We start from the raw sequence: 19,309 nt of genomic DNA, 5'->3' as shown, positions 1-19,309 counted from the left end.
TGCTCTTGGTCGCTCCTCGGCAATTGCCTTGCCGATCTATGCCGGTCTGCGGCGCGCAACTCCGCATCTGTGAGATCGCTGTCGGCACCTTCGGTAAACCCGCCGTGACGGAATGAGGTGAGCGAAAGCTCGTTACGAATTTCCAGCTTTGGCAAACTGAGAAATCTGCTTTGAGCCGGCGCGCGTACCATCCTTCAGTTCGTGGCTCGCAAACAGTGCCAGGCCCGTTCATACAGCCGCTGCGTCTTGCGCCTACCAGTTCTACGTACAGCTTGAAAAGCTCTTCAGACAGATCTTTGTTAGCTCCAAATTTCAACAGCACTGATTTGGAATCTTTCAAAGCGTGTTTGGAAACTTTCCAAACACGGTGTCAGCTGACTCGAGTCGTCGATGATCGAGACATTCTAAGTCGCAGCGCATGCATTTGCGTTGGGGTCACCATAGCGCCTCTCTAAAGACGCGGTGCAGCTCGCTCGCGATCGGACTTTGCCGATAAGGCACAGGCAACCAACCCGAAGTGCGAGTCTGCGGGGCATCTGATTCACAGAGCCATAAGTGTCGGGCCGAGCTCGGACGCGGAGAGCGGATCTTCGATCTATGGTCGTTGCGGGTCGAGCGTAGAACCATTTCACGTTGTGCGACGTGCTATTGAGGGGGACTTTCTGGAAATGCGACGTGCAGGTGGGATCGGAACGGTAACTCGCTTTGGTGCGACACTGCTGGGTGGAGTGGCGTTGTTGGCGTGGTTCGAATCGCCCGCTCGATCCCAAACATCGCATGGCGGCAACTCCCTTCCACCCGTTACTGTCGATGCTCCGTCGCAACAGTCGGTCCGCCGCGCGCCAACCAAACGAAGTGACGCCCGGGTCCGATCGACTTCACGGCGCACCACGGTGCCTGCCGCCTCGCAAGCGGAAACCGTCGCGGTGCAATCGCAGCCGTCGCAGCCGGGTGTCGTGCCCGCCTTTGCCGGCGGCCAGGTCGCTCAAGGCGCGCGGCTGGGAATGCTCGGCAACACCAACACAATGAAGTCACCGTTCAACGTGACGAGCTACACGGACAAGTTCATCCGGGATCAGCAGGCGGCAACCGGTGCGGATGCCTTGATCCTGGATCCTTCCGTGCGCAGTTCCCACCCAACGGGCGGCGTGGTCGATTCCTTCAACATTCGCGGCTTCCCAATCAACGAAGGCAACAATGGTGAGTTTGCCTTTGAGGGCCTCTACGGGATCGCGCCGAGCTACCGCATCTTCACGGATTACGTCGAGCGCATCGAGGTGCTCAAGGGTCCCTCAGCCGCGCTCTCGGGCATCGCACCCAATGGCGGCGTCGGCGGCGTCATCAATGTCGTGCCCAAGCGTGCGGGAGAGGATTTGACCCGCCTCACCGCGAGTTATGGTTCGGCCGCGCGATTCGGCGGTCACTGGGACGTCGCGAGGCGCTACGGCGACAGCAAGGAATGGGGCGTGCGCGCCAGCGGCAGCCTGCGCGGCGGCGACACGCCGATCGACCGCCAGTCTGAAACGACGGGCGTCGGATCGCTGGCCCTCGACTATCAGGGCGAACGGTACAGGTCTTGGCTCTACCTCATCGCGCAGACCGATCGGTTCGACGCTCCGTCACGTCCGTTCCTCATGGCTACCGGCCTGCAGGTACCAAAGGCGCCGGACGGCCGGTTGAACGTGACGCAACCCTGGGAGTGGTCGCGCATCAACGATCAATCTGTCCTGTGGCGCAACGAATACGATGTAAACGATCAGGTTACGTTGTTCGCCGACGTCGGCGGATCGCGGACCAATGTCGAGCGCTTCTTCGGTCTTCCGACGATCACCAATACGAGCGGCGACACCAGGTCGACGCCGCAATTCTTCGGGCTCAGCATTGACCGGCATACGTATGATGGTGGCGTCCGCGCCCGCTTCGATACCGGATTCGTTCGCCATGCCGTCACCTTCCAGGCCTCGGTTTATCACGACGCGCTGCACCGGCGGACCACCAATGGCAGTCCGGTCACGTCGAACATCTATAGTCCGACCGTAGCGCCAACTCAGTTCGCAAACGAGATCCCCGGGCGCCCTCGACTCTCGGACAGTCAACTCACGGGGCTCTCGATTGCTGACACCTTGTCCGTGCTCGATGAGCGTGTCCTGTTGACGCTGGGTGTCCGGCGCCAGGGCGTCGAGGCGAACAACTATCTCTCCAATGTCGGAACGCTGCTGAACTCCTATGACAAGAGCGCGACCACTCCCGTGGTCGGCCTCGTCGTCCGGCCTCGGGACAACGTCTCCCTGTATGCGAACTACATTGAAGGCCTAAGCCGGGGCGATGTAGCGCCGTCGCAGCCGGGTGTTTCCAATGGCAGCGAACTGCTCCCGCCCCACATCGCCAAACAGTACGAGGCCGGCATCAAGGTGGACTTCGGCCGGGTCGCAACCACATTCAGCGCCTTCGAGATATCGAAGGCGAGCGGCGAACCGTTGAATGGGCGCGTCGCGGCGACCGCCGAAACGCAGGTGCGTGGGCTCGAGTTCAACGTCTTCGGCGAGCTCATGCCCGATGTTCGCGTCCTCGGAGGCGTTTCGCTGCTGGATGGCACCCTGACGAAGTCCGCCATTGCGTCACGTGTGGGCAATACGCCCATCGGCGTTCCGAACGTACAGGCCAATATTGGCGCCGAGTGGGATCTGCCGTGGGTGAGAGGGCTCACCTTGAATGGGGCCGTCATCTACACCGGCAGTCAGTTCGTCGATGCGGACAACAAGCAGCCGATCCCGGATTGGACGCGGCTCGATCTCGGCGCCCGCTACACGACGGCGATCAACGGCAGGAAGACGATTTTCCGCGCGAACGTTCAGAATGTGACCGGTGAGAATTACTGGTCCAGCGTGGCCTCATTCGGAACGTTCTTCCTGGGAGCACCGCGCACGTATCTCCTGTCGATGACCGTGGACATGTGATTGCTGTTCTTACAGTTCGGTGAGACGCCTCAGCGGTGGGCTGGCCAGCGACCTGAGAATCAAGGTCGGCGCCACCGCGCTCGAGGTGCAAAGCACTTGCAAGCTCGCGACCGGAAAGATCAAGCAGGTCGCGATAGATGCGCATCCCGTATCTTGATCGACGCAATATGGCTTGTGGTATTTGCGGGCGCCAAGCTTGGCGTAGTTGTGACAATTCAGTGTCATGTCGGGGCAGGCACGACGAACAGACTCAGCAAAGTCGAGCGCGCTCAGGATGAGCAATGCGTTCATCTTACAATTTTTGCGTTAGCATTGTTGCAATTCATAATCTCGCCAGATTGGGATACCAGTTGTTTATCGACAAGAACCAGTTATTCGGCGACGAAAGAGGCCAACTTGCGAAGGCCGTAGTCTCTGGCTGTTCAACTGTCATGCGGTGGGTCGGCTGTTTGTCAGGGGAGAAGCCATGTGGTCGCGCAGCCTGTTGGTCCAGAATCTGTTGGTCCTGAAAAAGGCCAAGCCGCAAGACAACGATGCCGACAGTGCCAATGCGGTCGCCGAACGACCGGTCTCCTCTGAGATGCAGATTGTGCCGGCGCTGAGCGGCAACTTTGAGCACGCGCTCGTCAATGGTGCCCTCTCCGGTGACGCTGGGGCAGCGAGCAGGTTTCTCGAACACGTCTCGACGACATTATGGTCGATCGTCGTGAAACTGGTAGGCGAAGGAGCGGACGCGGAGGCTGCGTTCCTTCACATCGTCGCATCACTGAAGGCTGACGATTATGCGCGGCTGCGGAGGTTCGACGCGCGCTCGCGGCTTATGACGTATTTGTCGCTTGTCGCCCGTGATGTTCTCGCCGACGAACTGGCGGGACAATTCAGTAAAACGCCGCACGAAGCGTGGGAGAGATTCTCGCGTTACTTCGAGACCGACATTCGCAGCCGGATCGCCAGACAATTGCCGCGTAACCTTGGTAGAGCCGGACGCGAGGATACATATCAAGAAGTATGCCTCAAGCTGATCGAGAATGATTTCCGTCGTATCCGCTTGTACGGAGGCCGCGGCAGCTTCACGGGCTATATCCTGACCGTGGTCGATCGCATTTTGATCGATCTCGTGCGGCGTGAGGCGCCCCGACGGCGTTTGCCGGTCGCGATTTCTCGTTCGACGCCGCTTGACCAGGCGGTTTACGCAGCCGTGGTGTGGGAGGGTTGTCCGCTGGACACCGATCGCCTCGCTGCTGCATTGCGCGGCAGGCTGGCGCAAGATCCGACAGCCGCTGACGTCGCCGAGTCGATCGCGCGCGTTGCCGGCTTGGCGAGGCTGGAACGCACGCCGCCCGCGACCGAGGCCATCTCGCTCGACGCGCTGCTTGGCGAGGGTGGAGGTGTTTCGATCGCGGATTCGTCGCCGACGCCAGAGGACCGTTTGCTGCTCTTTGAGGAGGAAGAGCGCCGCGCTACTCTCGTCGCTGCCGTCAATACGGCTGCGGAGAAGCTTCCCGCCGATGAACGGTTGTACCTTCAGATTGTATTTTCGGCCAATGAGCCGCTGCCAGCACGTGACATCGCGAGGCTGATGGGTTGCCCGGTCGAGGATGTCTATCGTTTCAAGCAGCGAACCCAGAAGTGGTTGAAAGAAATTGCGGTGCAATTGGAAAAGAATTCCGATATGTCCGTCTGAACATGGGTATTGGAATTCTGCCCGATGATCGAACGCCCTAGTCAGGAACCGGCGTCTGTGCCCGCCGAGGACGATGACCGCTCCGACCGGCTGCAAACCTATGAGCTGCTTCGCGCGCAACTGTCGCGGACCATTTCCGAGGGTTTGGAGCAGGGTTCCCTTGCAGCAGGTCAATGGGACGAGATCGACAACGCTCAGATCGCTGCGTTTCTCGACTGTTCCCTGCCGCGGGCAGAGTGGGATGCTGTCGCCGCGAGACTTGCGAACGACCCGGTGGCCCGCGCGGAGTTAACTTCCGCGGCGGCATTGCTGGACGAAATCCACGCGCGGCCTGCGACAGCTCCAGCGGGTCTGGTGGTGCGGGCGGCTGGCGTTCTTGCTGCGTCGGAACAGGGCCGAGCGCAGGTTTCGGCAATGGCGGTCAGTCCAGTTGCTCGGTACCGGCGTTCGATTGCGTGGTCCGGCTTCGCTCTCGCCGCCCTGGCCGTGATCGCGATCCCGACCGTTGTGAAGATGGTTGGGGACGGTGCAGCCATCGCGGTCAAGCAGGACGACGCAGGTGATGCGATCGGCCGCGGAATCGTGGCGACCCCGTCCGGTCCAACGAAGAAGAAAGATGCTCACTCGTGCAGTGACGCGAACGAACAAGCCAGGAAATCGACACCCGGCAGCATGGGAAGCGATCGCGGTACTGGACCGGGGGCGACCGCGGAGGTGGCCGAGCATCCAGGCAAGGCAGTGCCCACCGATGATAACGATCCATGCGGGCCAAGGCCGGCAGGGGGGCCGTAGGCATGAGCGCCCCGCTTCCGCAGGACCGAACTGACCTGAACTCGACGCTTAAGTCGTCCGGGCCACATCTCGGTGGCGGGAGGTGCGTTGTGCTCCATCACGAGGATGGGCCTAACGAGACATCGCGATGGCTGGCGACAGACCAAAAATGAGAGCCTGTCCGTCTGCTCCAATGTTGTCATCCAACAAAGGAGCAAGAGATAATGCGTTATACAACGACGAAGGCTGCGATCGGATCACGCTTGAGCATGCACAGAGCGTTGCTGCTCTTGCATTTGGCAGGTGCCGCTTTGCTCGCGATTGCCGTAGCCGGGCCTGCACGTGCGCAGAGCACCGGCATCGCCGCTTGCGACGACTTTCTGCAAAAATATGATAGTTGCGTTACGTCGAAACTTCCGGAGGCGCAACGCGCGACCTACAAGGCACAGCTCGACCAGACGCGCAAGATGTGGGTTGATATGGCCAAGAGTCCATCAGCGAAGTCAACCATGGAAGGGACGTGTAAGCAGACGATGGACGCGATCAAGACCTCGCTGCAAAGCTTCGGCTGCTCGTTCTGATGTAGCCGCGCTGGCAGGAAGGCTGGGGTGCTCATCTGATCGCCCCAGCCTTCTGAGTACGGCGCGTCCAGGCGAAGAACCTGGAGTTCACCCTGCCAGAGCGTGATCCGGAGAAACATGCCCTCGGGCCGATGGTGGAACAGCGGTTTTCCCTTGAGCCTAACAAAGGCGACGCGTTTGCGCGGAGATCATGCTTAAGCAAAGAGCCAGAGCATGATCTGGCTTTCCGAAAAGATCAAACAAGCGCCGATGGCGATGTTTCCTGAACTCATCGCGCTCCAGGTTCAAGATGAGACCGCTGCTTGTCGTGAAGGTCTCGAAAGCGATGCGATTACCTCGCCTATCGCGATTTGATCTCCCGGCAGCGGGCCGCGCGCAGTCCCGTTAAAGCGTCGCGCTGCAGCAGTGTCGGGCAGGCATTGCCAAGGTAGTAGCTGTCGCCAGTCTCGCGGGCGACCTGCGCCACGACCGCAGGGCCGAGTGTGCTCCAGCAGGCTTCCGTGAGCGCCTTCGACGCCTTGGCTTCATCCCAGTCGGGAGGCCGGCTGAGCGCGGCAATGACGGCGTCCGTGAGATCTGGATCCGTACAGACTGCCGCATTTGTTTCGGCCGGCGCCTCGATCGCGATGGCGAAAAACGGCGCGGCGGCCGAGCGGTTGAGCTTGCGTCCGACGAGACGGGCGGCGTCACGCGCGAGGTCGGCGCGCGCCGTACCGACGCTCTTGGGCGTTGTGCGCACGAAGCTCTCCAGTCCCCGGCGGCAATCGGCCGCCCCGTAAGTCTGCTCAAGGCAGTCGCCGAACGCGGACAGGCCGATCGACGCGCGCAGAGCCAGAAATTTCGGGTTGTCGTTCAGGATCGGAAAGGTCGTGGCATAGCGCTCGAGCGCCGCAAGCCGATCGCCAAACGAATGCGGCGACGTTGCAAGTGGAGTTAATTCGCCGATCGCGGCTTGTTCGGCCAACGTAGCCCAGTGTGCGTCGCGCGCCGTCGGCCTCACCGTTGTCAGGTGGCCGCGGAGCTCGCTCCAGCTCTTCGCGGCCGCCAGCGCGTCGAGCTCGGCGATCACAGGATCGGCCGAAGGAGCCGGCACGGCCTCGGCGGCGCGCTTGTCGACCTCGGATAGCAGGGCCGCGGTTTGTGGTGGCGGTGGGTCGGCGGGCGTGGTGCGTCCGCTTGAGTTAAGTACGATCTCGCCGACGACCTGGTCGTAGTAGGCCGGCGTTTGCTCGAGGCCGACGCTCGCTGCCAACTGCCGAACCTCGATTTGCAAGCGCTTGGCAATCTGCACCAGCGTCAGGTCTGGCTCCGCCAGCCGGCGGACGAGGTTTCGCGTGAACACGGAGTTCGAGGCGCGCTCGGTGCTGGACAGCCGGTCGAGCGCGGTCTGCTTGGCGCCGGCGGAGAACATGATGAATACGCCCTCGGCAGGCGTCATCGCGGCGAGCCCGCCGCTGCCCCTGAGCCCGCGCCCGCCCGGCCGTTCGAACGGATTGTTACGGCAGGCGTCGAGCATGAGCACCGTCGTGCGGGCGCCGCGCGCCTGCAGCCGGTCGATGATCCGGTCGGCCGGAAACGCGGAATCGCGGATCAGCTCTTCCTGTCCTTCGCGGACCTCCGGGATGTCTGTCGGCAACAGGTAGTTCTGGCCGCGGATCTCGAAGCCGTGTCCAGCGAAGAAGAACAGCGCGATGTCGCCCGGCTGGATCATCTTGTCGAAAGCGAGCATGGCCTCGCTCATGGCACGGCGCGGCTGGTTCTCGACGACCATCACCGAGAAGCCGAGCCGGCGCAGGGCGGTGCCGACCGCGCGCGCGTCGTTGGCGGCGGTCTGAAGCCGTGGAATGTTCTCATAGGCGTTATTGCCGACCAGCAGGGCGACGCGCTTCTCCGCGCGTGCGGTCGTGGCGAAGCCTATCGCGAGGCTCAGCGCGAGAATCGCCAGGCACCAGTTTGTTTTCAACATGGATGCTCTCGTCGTTGCTCTAGCGGGCTCATGGAGCGGCTGTCTCACCCGGTTGGCCAAACTGTTCGGCGGGTGAGCGCCATTACCCGTCAACTCATTGTTTGTCAGCTCTGTGGCCGGGTGATGTGCATGCTGTGGGTCGGCAGGTTGGCTGCGAACTTCATCATGGGCGGGTAGCCGACGACGATGATCGGGGCCGGCAAATAATGAAAATAGTCCAGATTGCCGATGACGATCGAGACGCGCCGGCGGCAGGCAAGACAATCCTGGAGCATACTCCGGTTCGTTCGCCACGGGATTTCGTCACGCCCAAGATGACTTTTCAGCAACCTGCTGGGGGGCGCGATGCGTTCAAGATGAAGCGTCATCGCGCTTTAGCTTTTTGTTGAGTATGAACTTTTCGGGAAAATCGGTGCTCCCATCGGGTCGTGGCCCGATGGGCGTGATTTTCCGGACCATGCCCTAGATACGATAGAGAAACGTAGCGACGATCGTCCATAGGCCGAGGACGATCGCGGCATAACCGAGCACGGTCTGATAGGGGACAATGGCAGCGCGAATCTGCTCGCCACGCTGAGCCGCTTGAGCGTTGTGGCTGAAAATGAACTTCGTCAGCAACGCATAGCCGAGCAGCAGGCCGAGCGATGCAATTAGCACGCCGGTCGCGAGGTAGGTCAGCCACCAGACCGGCACGTAGCCGAACCAGTTCAGGTTGATGATCGCATTGATGATGGTCCAGGCGCCCCACAGGCAGGTTATGAATCCGAACCATCCCTGGTAAGGTACCATCAGTTCGATATACGCCTTCGCGTCCGGACGCCTCGCAACGATGCTCGAAGCGGCCGCCAGGGCGCCGAGCGCGAGCAAAACCAGCCCAGTTATAAGACCCGACATTGGATTCCTCTCTTTCTTGACAACAATGCAACATATTGCGGTGACATTTCGAGACGGCCCGCGGCCGTCGCCACCACATCAAGATAGAGAGACGGACCGGTGGGCATTTTTCTCCGCGCCGGCTGCTGTAAATTCGTGTCCCGGGGTATCGATCCAGCTACAGAAGGTCACCGATCGCAGACTTGAGGCGCGCCGAGGACGGCCGGCCTGTGATCGCCTCCCTGGCTTCGACCTCCACGATCAGGGTGTCGCCCGCCAGCCTGACGTCGACCTGGTCGGCGTCGCGGATGACGACGCGCTGCAGTTTCGCAGCGATGATCTCGCGTGCGATCGGTGAGGTGAGCATCTCGGCCAGGGCCGTTCCTGTGACGGCGATGGCGTCTGCCATGCCGGACCACGCGGCGGAGTCAGCGGAAAGGCGCGGTGCATCGAGCGAGATTTTGAGCGCCGGGGCGCCGGCGCGCCCAAGCCTGCGCCCGAGCGACTCGGCCTCGGTCTCGGCCTGCTCTTTCGTTGCGTTCTTGACGACGAGTGGCTCGGCTTCCTGGTCGTGATACGCGTCAGCCGAACCGCCCGACAATTTGTCGCTGAATACAAGGACGCGGCCCGTTTCGTAGATCCGAAGGACCGAGACGCCGTCGTCGCGCTTGAGCGTCATCGATTCGTAAGGAGCCGGCTCGGCAGTCAAGGCCAGGATTTCGGCGGTGCCGTCGAAGCGCAGCTTGATCGGCGTTCCCATGCGGTCGATCACAAAGCCGATCAATCCGCTGCCGGTGCTGTAATGCCCGATGCGAAGCCGCGGGCCCCTCTCCGCGGCGAGGGCGCCATGGCCGACGATATGGCCGGCGATCAATGCGAGGGCGGCGCCGACGACGGCCGCTCGGAAACGTCCGGACATGGCAGACCTCACAGCATCACGACAATCCGCGGGATGCGGTACCGCTGATGAGCGCAGCGAGAGATGAGAAACAAATACGGAGTTTTTGCGGCCGATGCCTACGTTGAACGCGGCGCATTCATGATTCAAAATGCTTCAATCAAGATGCACCGCTCCGGGTGCTGCGATGACACGGTGCTGCGATGACGCGGGAAAATCACCGCCGCTGTCCGTCTATCCCTGGGTCCGTCGCAGTGGCCGGACGCCGTGCCCGCACGGGATGCGCGCATGAACATCTAAATTGGAGTTATCCGCTATGAATATCCGTGTCGGTGTCGCCGTCGTCGCGCTCTCGATCTGCTCCTCGGTCGCGCTTGCGCAATCGCTCAAGGACAAGGAGTATTTCGCGGACCAGGAAAAGTATCTCGCGGGAGAGGTCACCTCCACCAACGAGCGGTGCGGCAACAGTCTCACGGCGAAGTTTGACTGGTTGAAGCCGCCGACGCCGGAAGATCGGAAGACCTACAGCGTATACAGTTACTGCGGCGCAGCTCTCGAGGCCATGCGGCGCGTCTGTGACTCCCAGGCCGGCAAGGAAGCCGTCAAACAGAAGATCAAAAGCCTGACTTGTCGTTTTGGACCGCAGCGCACGGTTGTGCTCAAGGATGGCACGATCGACTACGAGGTCAATTTCAATTCGAGCAACGACGCCGACTACGTGTTCGAATATCTGCAGAACAATTTGTGAGGTGCATCTGCGCCGAATCCTGCGATTCCCATGCGGACTGCTATGACGGCGTCAGAACGCATTGGTCTTTGAGCAAGGATGCACCAGTCTCCCGCTCGGTACAGCGCACCGGCATCATTCGTTCACGCGCCATCCTTGGTGGACTTCACCACCACTACGCCTGTGCTTGAGTTTTCGGTACACACAACAGGACCCATAATCGCTCGTCGACCGGGATCCCGGCTGGCGGACTGAGCCGTGCTCCGGGTAGTGCACGGGAATCTCAGACCGGCCAGGCGGGATGCCCCATTCGCGGAGAGGGGCGGGTTATTGCCCATTTTATGAGTTTATGCTCATATTGGGCATGAGAAATTTACGATGATCCGGCCCGATCTCATCATTTTCGACTGCGACGGCGTATTGGTCGACAGCGAGGTGCTGAGCTGTCGCTGCCTCTCTGACACGTTGGCGGGATACGGCATCAGCCTTGACATCGATCAGGCACTTGATCTGTTCCTTGGGCGAAGCGTGACGGCGGTCTTCCAGCATTATGAAGCGTTGGGACGCTTGAACCCCGAGAAATTTTCGGCCGAGCTGAGGGCAGGGGTTCGAGCGGCGTTTCTCTCGTCACTTTGCCCAGTCGAAGGGGTGAACTCGGTGCTGGAGGACTTGCAAATCCCCCGTTGCGTCGCCTCGTCCAGCGACGTCGATAGGGTGTCCTTCTCCCTTTCTCTGACCGGCCTCGCGCCGCATTTCGGCACGCGTCTCTATACCTCCCAGATGGTGGAGCACGGCAAACCGGCGCCCGACCTCTTTCTCTACGCGGCCGAAAAGATGCGGGTAGATCCACGTCGCACCCTTGTGATCGAGGACAGTGTCAGCGGCGTCAAGGCGGGCAAGGCCGCCGGCATGACCGTTTGGGGCTTTGTCGGAGGCAGCCACTATCAATCGCGTGACGGGAAGGCCATTCTCCGCGAAGCGGGAGCCGATCGCGTATTCGCACGGATGGCGGATTTCTGGCAGACGGATCGGTAAGGTGTCTGATGGCAGCATCCGATAACGAGAAGTCGCGTCTGGACGAAGCCGCACGGGCCGGTTGGCTCTACTTCATTGCCGGTCACACCCAGGACGAAATCGCCAAGATGCTGCAGGTTTCGCGCGCGTCGGCACAGCGCCTCGTCTCGCTGTGCCTCGCCGAGCGCCTGATCACTTTCCGCCTGGAGCATCCGATCGCTGCATGCATGGAATTAGCAGCGCGGCTGAAGGATTTGTTCCATCTCGCTTATTGCGAAGTCGTGCCGACCGATCCCGCCGCGCCGCTGTCGGCCGCTGGAATTGCCGAGCGCGCCGCCAACGTCCTTGAATCGACGTTGCGGACCGAGAAGCCGACCATCGTGGCGCTTGGCACCGGCAGAGCGGTGCGGGCTGCCGTCGAGCGCGTGTCGCCGATCGACTGTCCGAACCACCAGATCGTATCGCTGGTCGGAAACATTTCGGCCGACGGCTCGGCCAGCTTCTTCGACACTGTCGGCCGTCTCGCCGACCGGACCAAGGCGCGCCACTATCCGATGCCGCTGCCGTTTCTGATGTCGTCCGAGCGCGAGCGCGACCAGATGCTGAAAATAGATCCGATCGCCAGGGTGAGAGCGGTCGCCGCCAAGGCCGACCTGCGGCTTGTCGGGGTCGGGCAGATGGATCGGCAGGCGCAAATTCACGTTGACGGTTTCGTCTCGCGCGAAGAACTGCTCGAGATGATGCGGCTGGGCGCCGTTGGCGAACTGACCGGCTGGGCGTTCAACGAGGAGGGGCACCTCATCAAAGGCGGGACAAACCTTCGTCTCACCAGCATTCCGCCGCGGGTACCTGCCGAGGCCCTGACCATCGGAGCGGCGGTCGGTCGTGCCAAGGTTCCGGCCATCAGGGCGGCGCTGAAGGGGCGGCTTCTCAACGGGTTGATCACCGACGAGGCGACGGCAGGCGCAATCCTCAAGCCGTAGCGAACTGGCCGGTCTTTCGGCCTCGGCGTGCGCGGGTTTCCCGCCAGCCGATCCTGGCATGCGATCCCGTTGAACCATGTCCTGCCGCCCAGCGAGTCCGGTGCGGAAGCGCGATCCGATCCTTGACAACGCTTCGGCTCGGTGTGAACATAAATGCAAGGCGTGGGCATATGCTCAACGCCGTAAGGGAGGTTATCGTGAAACACGTCCTCAGCGCCCTGCTGGGCGCGGCTACCTTGTTGGGCGCAGCTCCTTCCGTCGCACAGACATCCCTGACCATCGCCACCGTGAACAACGGCGACATGATTCGGATGCAGGCGCTGACCAACGAATTCACCGCCAAAAATCCTGACATCACCGTCAAATGGGTGACACTCGAAGAGAACGTCCTGCGCCAGCGCGTCACCACCGACATCGCGACCAAGGGAGGACAGTTCGACGTCCTGACCATCGGCACCTATGAGGTTCCGATCTGGGCCAAGAAGAACTGGCTCATTCCGCTTGACAATCTCGGACCCGACTACGACGCCGCGGACCTGCTTCCGAAGATCCGGGATGCCGTGTCGGTTTCGGGCAAGCTGTACGCCGCGCCGTTCTATGGCGAGAGTTCGATGGTGATGTATCGCACCGACCTGTTCCAGAAGGCCGGCCTGACCATGCCGGAAAACCCGACCTGGGATTTCGTGATCGATGCGGCGAAAAAGCTTACCGATAAATCCGGCGGCGTCTTCGGCATCTGCCTGAGGGGCAAGGCGGGCTGGGGCGAGAACATGGCGTTCCTGACCGCGATGTCCAACTCGTTCGGCGCCCGCTGGTTTGATGAGAAATGGCAGCCGCAATTCGACAAGCCGGAATGGAAGAAGACACTTTCGACCTATGTCGATCTGATGAAGGCCGCGGGCCCTCCCGGCGCCAGCTCGAACGGCTTCAATGAAAACCTCGCGCTGTTCAACTCCGGCAAATGCGGGATGTGGATCGATGCCACGGTGGCTGCGTCCTTTGTCACCAACCCCAAGGATTCCAAGGTTGCCGACAAGGTCGGCTTCGCGCTTGCGCCGAATGCGGGGCTCGGCAAGAACGCCAACTGGCTGTGGGCGTGGAATCTCGCCATCCCTGCGGGCTCGAAGAAGACCGCAGCCGCCGAGAAGTTCATCGCCTGGGCGACCAGCAAGGACTACACCAAGCTCGTCGCCTCGAAGGAAGGATGGGCCAATGTCCCGCCCGGCACCCGCACCTCGCTCTACCAGAATCCGGAATATCTGAAGGTTGCGCCATTCGCCAGGCTGACGCTGGCATCGATCGATGCCGCCGATCCGAATAAGCCGACCGTGCAGTCGGTGCCTTACGTCGGCGTGCAGTACGCGGCGATTCCGGAATTCCAGGGCATCGGAACTAGCGTCGGCCAGCAATTCTCGGCGGCGTTGGCCGGGTCATCGACGGTGGATGCTGCGCTCGCAGCCGCGCAAACAGCCACCGAACGCGAAATGAAGCGCGCCGGCTACATCAAGTAGCGCGACACGCAATTCTGGCTGCCGTCAGGCTCCCGGGGCAGTGACGGCAGCCCCATCTCCATTCCCAGATAACAGGAGGCGGCGATGGCAACGCAGCAAACCCAGGTGCTCGGAAGGGCCCTGCTGACGCCGGCCGTCGCATTGCTGTTCATCTGGATGATCGTCCCGCTGGCAATGACGATCTACTTCTCGACGTTGCACTACAGCCTCCTCGATGCGGAAACCTGGAGCTTCGTCGGGCTGGAGAATTTTCGATATTTTCTCACCGATCCCGCTTTTCTGACCGCACTACGGAACACGCTGGTGCTGGTCGGATCGGTGCTCGCAATCACCATCCTGCTCGGCACGCCGCTGGCGCTGCTGCTCGATCAGCAGGTGGTCGGGCGCAGCATCGTCCGCCTGATGGTGATCGCGCCGTTCTTCGTGATGCCGACCGTCAGCGCGCTGGTCTGGAAGAACCTCCTGATGCATCCGGTGTCCGGACTGTTCGCCTGGGTCGCGACATCAGTGGGCGCAACGCCGATCGACTGGTTCAACGATGTGCCTTTGTTCGCGGTGATCCTGATCGTGGCCTGGCAATGGCTGCCGTTCGCCACCCTCATTCTGCTCACGGCGCTGCAATCCCAGGACGAGGAGCAGAAGGAAGCGGCCGAGATGGATGGGGCGAGCGCACTTTCGACCTTCATCTATCTCACTTTGCCGCATCTGGCGCGGCCGATCACCGTAGTCATCCTGATCGAAACGATCTTCCTGCTGACCGTGTTCGCCGAGATCTTTGTCACGACCGGCGGCGGCCCGGGCCTCGCGACCACCAATATCGCGTTCCTGATCTATACGCAGGCGCTGGTCCAGTACGATGTCGGCAACGCCTCAGCCGGTGGACTGGTCGCGGTCGTGATCGCCAATATCGTCGCATTCTTCCTGGTGCGGATCGTCGGACGGAATCTGGAGGCGTAAGCGATGGCACGCAAGGTCACAGCACGACGCGTCTGGGTGTCCACCGCTGCGGCGTGGCTGTTCGGATTTCTGATTTTCCTGCCCATCCTGTGGATGGTGCTGACGAGCTTCAAGACCGAGCTCGAGGCGTTCTCGATGCCGCCAAAATTCCTGTTGTTTCACTGGACCACTGAGAACTACGCGACAGTGCAGGAGCGCAGTGACTATTTTCATCATGCGCTCAATTCGATCATCATTGCCGGCGGATCGACGTTGATTGCGATGATCATTGCCATTCCGGCGGCCTGGTCGATGGCGTTCGCGCCGACGAAACGCACCAAGGATGTTCTGCTCTGGATGCTCTCGACCAAGATGATGCCATCGGTCGGCGTGCTGGTTCCGATTTACCTGATCTACCGGGATTTCGGGCTGCTCGACAGGCGCGCCGGTCTCGTCATGATCCTTTGTCTCGGCAATCTGCCGATCGTGATCTGGATGCTCTTCACCTATTTCAAGGAAATCCCGAAGGATATTCTGGAGGCGGCGCGGATGGATGGTGCGACCATCGGACGTGAACTCGTTTATGTTCTGACGCCGATGGCCATCCCGGGCCTTGCCTCGACGCTTCTTCTCAATTTCATTCTGGCGTGGAACGAGGCGTTCTGGACACTGAATCTTTCGACCCTGGACGCAGCACCGCTCACAACATTCATCGCGTCCTATTCAAGTCCCGAGGGCCTGTTCTGGGCAAAACTGTCGGCCGCCTCAACGCTCGCCATTGCCCCGATCATCATTCTCGGATGGTTCACGCAGCGGCAGCTTGTCCGTGGACTGACCTTCGGCGCCGTCAAATAGCAAGGGGACCAGAGATCATGGGCCAGATAACGCTGCAGGGAGTCAGAAAATCGTTCGGGCCGGTCAACATCATCAAGGATGCCAATTTGGATATCGAAGACGGCTCCTTCGTGGTGTTCGTCGGGCCGTCCGGCTGCGGGAAGACGACGCTGTTGCGCCTGATCGCCGGACTTGAGGATGTCACCGGCGGGAAAATCCTGATTGACGGCAAGAATGTGGTGGATGTGCCGCCGGCCAAGCGGGGCCTGTCGATGGTGTTCCAATCCTATGCGCTCTATCCGCATATGAGCGTCCGCGGCAACATCGCGTTCGGCCTGAAGATGGCCGGCCTGCCGCGGCCGGATATCGACCGCAAGGTGGAGGCCGCGGCCGCCACGCTGAATCTTACGCCCTATCTGGACCGTAAGCCGCGCGAGCTATCCGGTGGGCAGCGCCAGCGCGTGGCGATCGGACGCGCGATCGTGCGCGAGCCCAAGGCGTTTCTGTTTGACGAGCCCTTGTCGAATCTCGATGCGGCGCTGCGGGTCCAGATGCGTCTGGAAGTCACCAAATTGCAGAAGCAACTTGCGACCACCGCCATCTATGTCACGCATGACCAGGTCGAGGCCATGACGATGGCCGACAAGATCGTCGTGCTCAACGCCGGCCATATCGAACAATATGGCTCGCCGTTGGAACTCTATGAGCATCCGGCGAATCTCTTCGTCGCCGGCTTCATCGGATCGCCAAAGATGAATTTTGTATCCGGCGAGGCGGCAGGCCAACCCGGCGTTGCCACGCTCGGCGTCAGGCCCGAACACCTGAGGATCGGCAAGGAGGGAGAGGGTTGGCCCGGTACCGTGTCGGTCGCGGAGCATCTGGGCAGCGACACCTTCCTCTATGTCGACGCCGGCAAGCTCGGTCTGCTGACGGCGCGCTGCATCGGAGAATTCAATCTCAAGGCCGGCGACCGCATCTGGCTTTCGCCCGATCCAACCCGGCTGCACCGCTTCGACAAGGACGGCGCGGTGATAGCGGCATGAGCGGACAGCACGCTGCGCCGCAATAGGAAAAGCCGCGATAGGAAAACAGGAATAACAAGAAGATGTATCTGGAAAAATTCAAACTGGACCGAAAAACGGCGGTTGTTACAGGCGCTGGCCAGGGAATCGGCCTTGCCTGCGCCGAGGCCTTGGCGGAGGCCGGAGCGAAGGTCGTGATCGCCGATCGCGACCCCCAACTTGCCGATGCCGGGTGCGCGAGCCTGAAGGCCAAAGGCCTGGACGCCGAGATCGTCATCATGGACGTAACGGACTCGAAGCGCGTTACCGAGGTCGCCGACCAATTGGCAGCCCGCTACGGCGGCATCGATATCCTTGTCAACAATGCCGGCATCGCGCGAAGCGAGACGCCGGCCGAAGAGGTTGCCGACGAACATTGGCACAACGTCATCGACGTCAATCTCAACGGCACGTTCTGGTGCTGTCGCGCCTTCGGCAAGCACATGCTGGACGCAAAGTCCGGTTCCATCGTGAACATCGGGTCGATGTCAGGCTTCATTGTCAACAAACCGCAGGAGCAGTGCTACTACAACGCTTCCAAGGCCGCGGTGCACCATCTCACCAAATCGCTCGCGGCCGAGTGGGGGGCACGCGGCGTCCGTGTCAACGCCGTGGCGCCGACTTACGTCACCACGCCTCTCAATGCATTCGTCAAAAGCAACCCGAAGATGTACGATGCCTGGATCGGTGGTACGCCGATGGCCCGAATGGGGGAGGTCGACGAGATCGCATCGGTCGTCCTGTTTCTGGCGTCTGACGCCGCCAGCCTGATGACCGGGAGTGTTGTCCTCGTTGACGGAGGCTATACGTGCTGGTGAGCTGGCGCTGAACTGAAGCGGGGTTGCAATGCAGCAGGCCTTCATCGGCATCGACGTCGGAACGTCGAGTGCCCGCGCCGGAGTGTTTGACGAGAAAGGAACCTTGCTGGCGACCGCCCGGCATCCGATCACGCTATGGCACGAAGCGGGCGGTGTCGTCGAACAGTCGTCGTCCGAGATCTGGTCAGCGTGCGCCGCGTCGGTTCGCGCCGCGATGGGAGAGGCAGCCATTCCGCCTTCCACGGTCAAGGGCGTGGGTTTTGATGCGACCTGCTCGCTCGTGGTGCTCGATGCCGGCGGCCATCCGCTGACCGTAAGTGGTTCCGGCGACGACCGAAGGAACGTCATCGTTTGGATGGATCATCGCGCTATGGCCGAAGCGCGCGAGGTGAACGAGACGCAGGACGAGGTCCTGCGCTATGTCGGCGGCTCGATCTCGCCGGAAATGGAAATTCCAAAATTGCTTTGGCTTAAACGGCACCTGCCGTCGACCTATCGGTCGGCGGGCCATCTCTTCGACCTCGCCGACTATCTTTCGTTTCACGCCACCGGATCAACGGCTCGGTCGATATGCACGGTCGTCTGCAAATGGAATTATCTTGCCCAGGATCAGCGCTGGAGCCGCAGCTATTTCGAGCGCGTTGGCCTTGGCGACCTTGCCTCGGACGAATATGCGCGAATCGGAAGGGAGATCGTTGCACCCGGCACGTCGCTGGGTGCCGGCCTGACGAAGTCCGCGGCACGGGATTTGGGACTTCTCGAAGGCACGCCGGTCGCCGCGTCGCTGATCGATGCGCACGCCGGCGGCGTGGGCACGATCGGTGGGCGCGGGAAGTCGGGTGAGCCGGTCGATGTGTGTCGTCGCCTTGCCTACATTATGGGAACCTCGGCTTGCATCATGGCAACGACGCGTGAGCCGTGCTTTGTCCCCGGCGTCTGGGGTCCTTACTATTCGGGAATGGTGCCCGGCTTCTGGCTCAACGAGGGCGGACAGTCCGCAGCCGGTGCCGCCATCGATCATCTCGTCAGGTCTCATCCCGCTTACAGCGAGGCCGTCGCGACCGCGCGCTCCGCCGGCATGGAAGTTCTGGAATTTCTCGAACGGCGCATCGTCTCGGGCGTCGCGAGCCTGGGCGGGGCGGCGTTGCTGGCCCGTGACATCCACGTTCTGCCTGAGTTTCTCGGTAACCGGTCGCCCTTTGCCGATCCCTATTCCCGCGCGGTCGTTGCAGGCATGGATCTCGACGTCGACATCGGCTCGATGGAGCGGCTGTTCGTGGCCGGGCTGTGCGGGCTTGCGTATGGACTTGCCGATGTCGTCGAAGCTTTTCGAGCGCACGGCGTGGACAGCGATATGATGGTGATCAGCGGTGGCGCAGGACGAAGTCCGCTGGTTCGCCAGATCATGGCGGATACGACCGGCCTGACCGTTGCGGTCCCCGAAACGCAGGAGCCCGTGCTGCTCGGCGCCGCCATGCTGGGCGCGGTTGCGGCGAAGTCTTGTGGGTCAATCGGTGAGGCGATGGCCTCAATGTCCGCGATCGGCCGGCTGAGCGAACAGACACCGCCGGGACTGGCCGATTTCCACCGGACAAAGCGGCGGGTTCACGGGCTGATGCGAAAGCTGGAGCAAGATAGCCGTCATGCGATGCAGGGGATCGCATCGATCGCCAGACGTGAGACGAAGAACTAGAG

The 19,309-nt window shown here is 61.5% G+C and carries 19 protein-coding genes; 14 read left to right on the top strand and 5 right to left on the bottom strand.

Annotated features, from left to right (window positions below):
* Window positions 1-1,004: 1,004 nt before the first annotated feature.
* Window positions 1,005-2,957, top strand: a complete 1,953-nt coding sequence (locus C7G61_RS14800; RefSeq protein WP_244608302.1) for a TonB-dependent receptor — start codon at window positions 1,005-1,007, stop codon at window positions 2,955-2,957.
* Between the two features lie 9 nt (window positions 2,958-2,966).
* Here the strand turns inward: C7G61_RS14800 and C7G61_RS43910 are convergent, their stop codons facing one another.
* On the bottom strand, window positions 2,967-3,248 hold the full coding sequence (locus tag C7G61_RS43910; protein ID WP_145963622.1) for a hypothetical protein: 282 nt from the start codon (window positions 3,246-3,248) through the stop codon (window positions 2,967-2,969).
* Window positions 3,249-3,423: 175 nt separating this feature from the next.
* On the opposite strand from C7G61_RS43910, the gene C7G61_RS14795 reads away from it, so the two are divergent.
* The 4 genes from C7G61_RS14795 (at window position 3,424) to C7G61_RS44650 (ending at window position 6,347) form a co-directional block, all read left to right on the top strand.
* Window positions 3,424-4,641: a sigma-70 family RNA polymerase sigma factor gene (locus tag C7G61_RS14795; protein ID WP_108515273.1), complete on the top strand. Its 1,218-nt coding sequence runs from the start codon at window positions 3,424-3,426 to the stop codon at window positions 4,639-4,641.
* 24 nt (window positions 4,642-4,665) lie between these two features.
* Window positions 4,666-5,433 carry an anti-sigma factor family protein gene (locus C7G61_RS14790; protein WP_108515270.1) on the top strand — a complete coding sequence of 256 codons (768 nt, stop codon included), beginning with the start codon at window positions 4,666-4,668 and terminating at the stop codon, window positions 5,431-5,433.
* Between the two features lie 290 nt (window positions 5,434-5,723).
* Window positions 5,724-5,993, top strand: a complete 270-nt coding sequence (locus tag C7G61_RS14785) for a hypothetical protein (RefSeq protein WP_145963621.1) — start codon at window positions 5,724-5,726, stop codon at window positions 5,991-5,993.
* Between the two features lie 213 nt (window positions 5,994-6,206).
* Window positions 6,207-6,347 carry a hypothetical protein gene (locus C7G61_RS44650; protein WP_190241826.1) on the top strand — a complete coding sequence of 47 codons (141 nt, stop codon included), beginning with the start codon at window positions 6,207-6,209 and terminating at the stop codon, window positions 6,345-6,347.
* On the opposite strand, the gene C7G61_RS14780 is transcribed toward C7G61_RS44650, so the two are convergent.
* From C7G61_RS14780 to C7G61_RS14770, 4 genes are all read right to left on the bottom strand, one after another.
* Complete coding sequence (locus C7G61_RS14780; protein WP_108515265.1) at window positions 6,334-7,959, bottom strand: caspase family protein; 1,626 nt, start codon at window positions 7,957-7,959, stop codon at window positions 6,334-6,336. The genes C7G61_RS44650 and C7G61_RS14780 overlap by 14 nt on opposite strands.
* Before the next feature lie 104 nt (window positions 7,960-8,063).
* On the bottom strand, window positions 8,064-8,234 hold the full coding sequence (locus C7G61_RS44645) for a hypothetical protein (protein WP_190241825.1): 171 nt from the start codon (window positions 8,232-8,234) through the stop codon (window positions 8,064-8,066).
* 187 nt (window positions 8,235-8,421) lie between these two features.
* Entirely contained in the window at window positions 8,422-8,853 is a 432-nt protein-coding gene (locus C7G61_RS14775; protein ID WP_145963620.1) for a hypothetical protein, read from the bottom strand.
* Window positions 8,854-9,010: 157 nt separating this feature from the next.
* Window positions 9,011-9,751 (bottom strand): DUF4908 domain-containing protein, encoded by a 741-nt coding sequence (locus tag C7G61_RS14770; protein ID WP_108515259.1) that lies wholly within the window; start codon window positions 9,749-9,751, stop codon window positions 9,011-9,013.
* Window positions 9,752-10,046: 295 nt separating this feature from the next.
* Here C7G61_RS14770 and C7G61_RS14765 point away from each other — a divergent pair, with 295 nt between their 5' ends.
* From C7G61_RS14765 to C7G61_RS14725, 9 genes are all read left to right on the top strand, one after another.
* Window positions 10,047-10,478: a hypothetical protein gene (locus C7G61_RS14765; protein WP_108515256.1), complete on the top strand. Its 432-nt coding sequence runs from the start codon at window positions 10,047-10,049 to the stop codon at window positions 10,476-10,478.
* Between the two features lie 357 nt (window positions 10,479-10,835).
* Window positions 10,836-11,492 carry an HAD family hydrolase gene (locus C7G61_RS14760; protein WP_108515254.1) on the top strand — a complete coding sequence of 219 codons (657 nt, stop codon included), beginning with the start codon at window positions 10,836-10,838 and terminating at the stop codon, window positions 11,490-11,492.
* Window positions 11,493-11,500: 8 nt separating this feature from the next.
* The gene (locus C7G61_RS14755) at window positions 11,501-12,454 is read left to right on the top strand and encodes a sugar-binding transcriptional regulator (protein WP_108515251.1); all 954 of its coding nucleotides are present in this window, start codon (window positions 11,501-11,503) and stop codon (window positions 12,452-12,454) included.
* Window positions 12,455-12,651: 197 nt separating this feature from the next.
* Entirely contained in the window at window positions 12,652-13,965 is a 1,314-nt protein-coding gene (locus tag C7G61_RS14750) for an ABC transporter substrate-binding protein (protein WP_244608301.1), read from the top strand.
* An 84-nt stretch (window positions 13,966-14,049) separates the two neighbouring features.
* The gene (locus tag C7G61_RS14745) at window positions 14,050-14,922 is read left to right on the top strand and encodes a carbohydrate ABC transporter permease (protein ID WP_108515247.1); all 873 of its coding nucleotides are present in this window, start codon (window positions 14,050-14,052) and stop codon (window positions 14,920-14,922) included.
* A 3-nt stretch (window positions 14,923-14,925) separates the two neighbouring features.
* Window positions 14,926-15,756, top strand: a complete 831-nt coding sequence (locus C7G61_RS14740) for a carbohydrate ABC transporter permease (RefSeq protein ID WP_108515245.1) — start codon at window positions 14,926-14,928, stop codon at window positions 15,754-15,756.
* Between the two features lie 17 nt (window positions 15,757-15,773).
* The gene (locus tag C7G61_RS14735) at window positions 15,774-16,778 is read left to right on the top strand and encodes an ABC transporter ATP-binding protein (protein ID WP_108515243.1); all 1,005 of its coding nucleotides are present in this window, start codon (window positions 15,774-15,776) and stop codon (window positions 16,776-16,778) included.
* 62 nt (window positions 16,779-16,840) lie between these two features.
* Window positions 16,841-17,614 carry an SDR family NAD(P)-dependent oxidoreductase gene (locus C7G61_RS14730; RefSeq protein WP_108515241.1) on the top strand — a complete coding sequence of 258 codons (774 nt, stop codon included), beginning with the start codon at window positions 16,841-16,843 and terminating at the stop codon, window positions 17,612-17,614.
* A 28-nt stretch (window positions 17,615-17,642) separates the two neighbouring features.
* A complete protein-coding gene (locus C7G61_RS14725) occupies window positions 17,643-19,307 on the top strand; it encodes an FGGY-family carbohydrate kinase (RefSeq protein ID WP_108515239.1) in 1,665 nt (554 codons plus the stop codon).
* The last annotated feature ends 2 nt before the right edge of the window (window positions 19,308-19,309 follow it).

Origin of the sequence: Bradyrhizobium algeriense, from assembly GCF_003062295.1 — a bacterium.
Taxonomy (GTDB): domain Bacteria; phylum Pseudomonadota; class Alphaproteobacteria; order Rhizobiales; family Xanthobacteraceae; genus Bradyrhizobium; species Bradyrhizobium algeriense.
This window is presented reverse-complemented; position numbering and strand designations above follow the sequence as displayed.

What these genes read in the sequence shown, in the direction of transcription:
- C7G61_RS14800 (WP_244608302.1), top strand. Translation starts at nt 1,005, where the DNA reads ATGCTCGGCAACACCAACACAATGAAGTCACCGTTCAACGTGACGAGC.
- C7G61_RS43910 (WP_145963622.1), bottom strand. Translation starts at nt 3,248, where the DNA reads ATGAACGCATTGCTCATCCTGAGCGCGCTCGACTTTGCTGAGTCTGTT.
- C7G61_RS14795 (WP_108515273.1), top strand. Translation starts at nt 3,424, where the DNA reads ATGTGGTCGCGCAGCCTGTTGGTCCAGAATCTGTTGGTCCTGAAAAAG.
- C7G61_RS14790 (WP_108515270.1), top strand. Translation starts at nt 4,666, where the DNA reads ATGATCGAACGCCCTAGTCAGGAACCGGCGTCTGTGCCCGCCGAGGAC.
- C7G61_RS44650 (WP_190241826.1), top strand. Translation starts at nt 6,207, where the DNA reads ATGATCTGGCTTTCCGAAAAGATCAAACAAGCGCCGATGGCGATGTTT.
- C7G61_RS14780 (WP_108515265.1), bottom strand. Translation starts at nt 7,959, where the DNA reads ATGTTGAAAACAAACTGGTGCCTGGCGATTCTCGCGCTGAGCCTCGCG.
- C7G61_RS44645 (WP_190241825.1), bottom strand. Translation starts at nt 8,234, where the DNA reads ATGCTCCAGGATTGTCTTGCCTGCCGCCGGCGCGTCTCGATCGTCATC.
- C7G61_RS14775 (WP_145963620.1), bottom strand. Translation starts at nt 8,853, where the DNA reads ATGTCGGGTCTTATAACTGGGCTGGTTTTGCTCGCGCTCGGCGCCCTG.
- C7G61_RS14770 (WP_108515259.1), bottom strand. Translation starts at nt 9,751, where the DNA reads ATGTCCGGACGTTTCCGAGCGGCCGTCGTCGGCGCCGCCCTCGCATTG.
- C7G61_RS14765 (WP_108515256.1), top strand. Translation starts at nt 10,047, where the DNA reads ATGAATATCCGTGTCGGTGTCGCCGTCGTCGCGCTCTCGATCTGCTCC.
- C7G61_RS14760 (WP_108515254.1), top strand. Translation starts at nt 10,836, where the DNA reads ATGATCCGGCCCGATCTCATCATTTTCGACTGCGACGGCGTATTGGTC.
- C7G61_RS14755 (WP_108515251.1), top strand. Translation starts at nt 11,501, where the DNA reads ATGGCAGCATCCGATAACGAGAAGTCGCGTCTGGACGAAGCCGCACGG.
- C7G61_RS14745 (WP_108515247.1), top strand. Translation starts at nt 14,050, where the DNA reads ATGGCAACGCAGCAAACCCAGGTGCTCGGAAGGGCCCTGCTGACGCCG.
- C7G61_RS14740 (WP_108515245.1), top strand. Translation starts at nt 14,926, where the DNA reads ATGGCACGCAAGGTCACAGCACGACGCGTCTGGGTGTCCACCGCTGCG.
- C7G61_RS14735 (WP_108515243.1), top strand. Translation starts at nt 15,774, where the DNA reads ATGGGCCAGATAACGCTGCAGGGAGTCAGAAAATCGTTCGGGCCGGTC.
- C7G61_RS14730 (WP_108515241.1), top strand. Translation starts at nt 16,841, where the DNA reads ATGTATCTGGAAAAATTCAAACTGGACCGAAAAACGGCGGTTGTTACA.
- C7G61_RS14725 (WP_108515239.1), top strand. Translation starts at nt 17,643, where the DNA reads ATGCAGCAGGCCTTCATCGGCATCGACGTCGGAACGTCGAGTGCCCGC.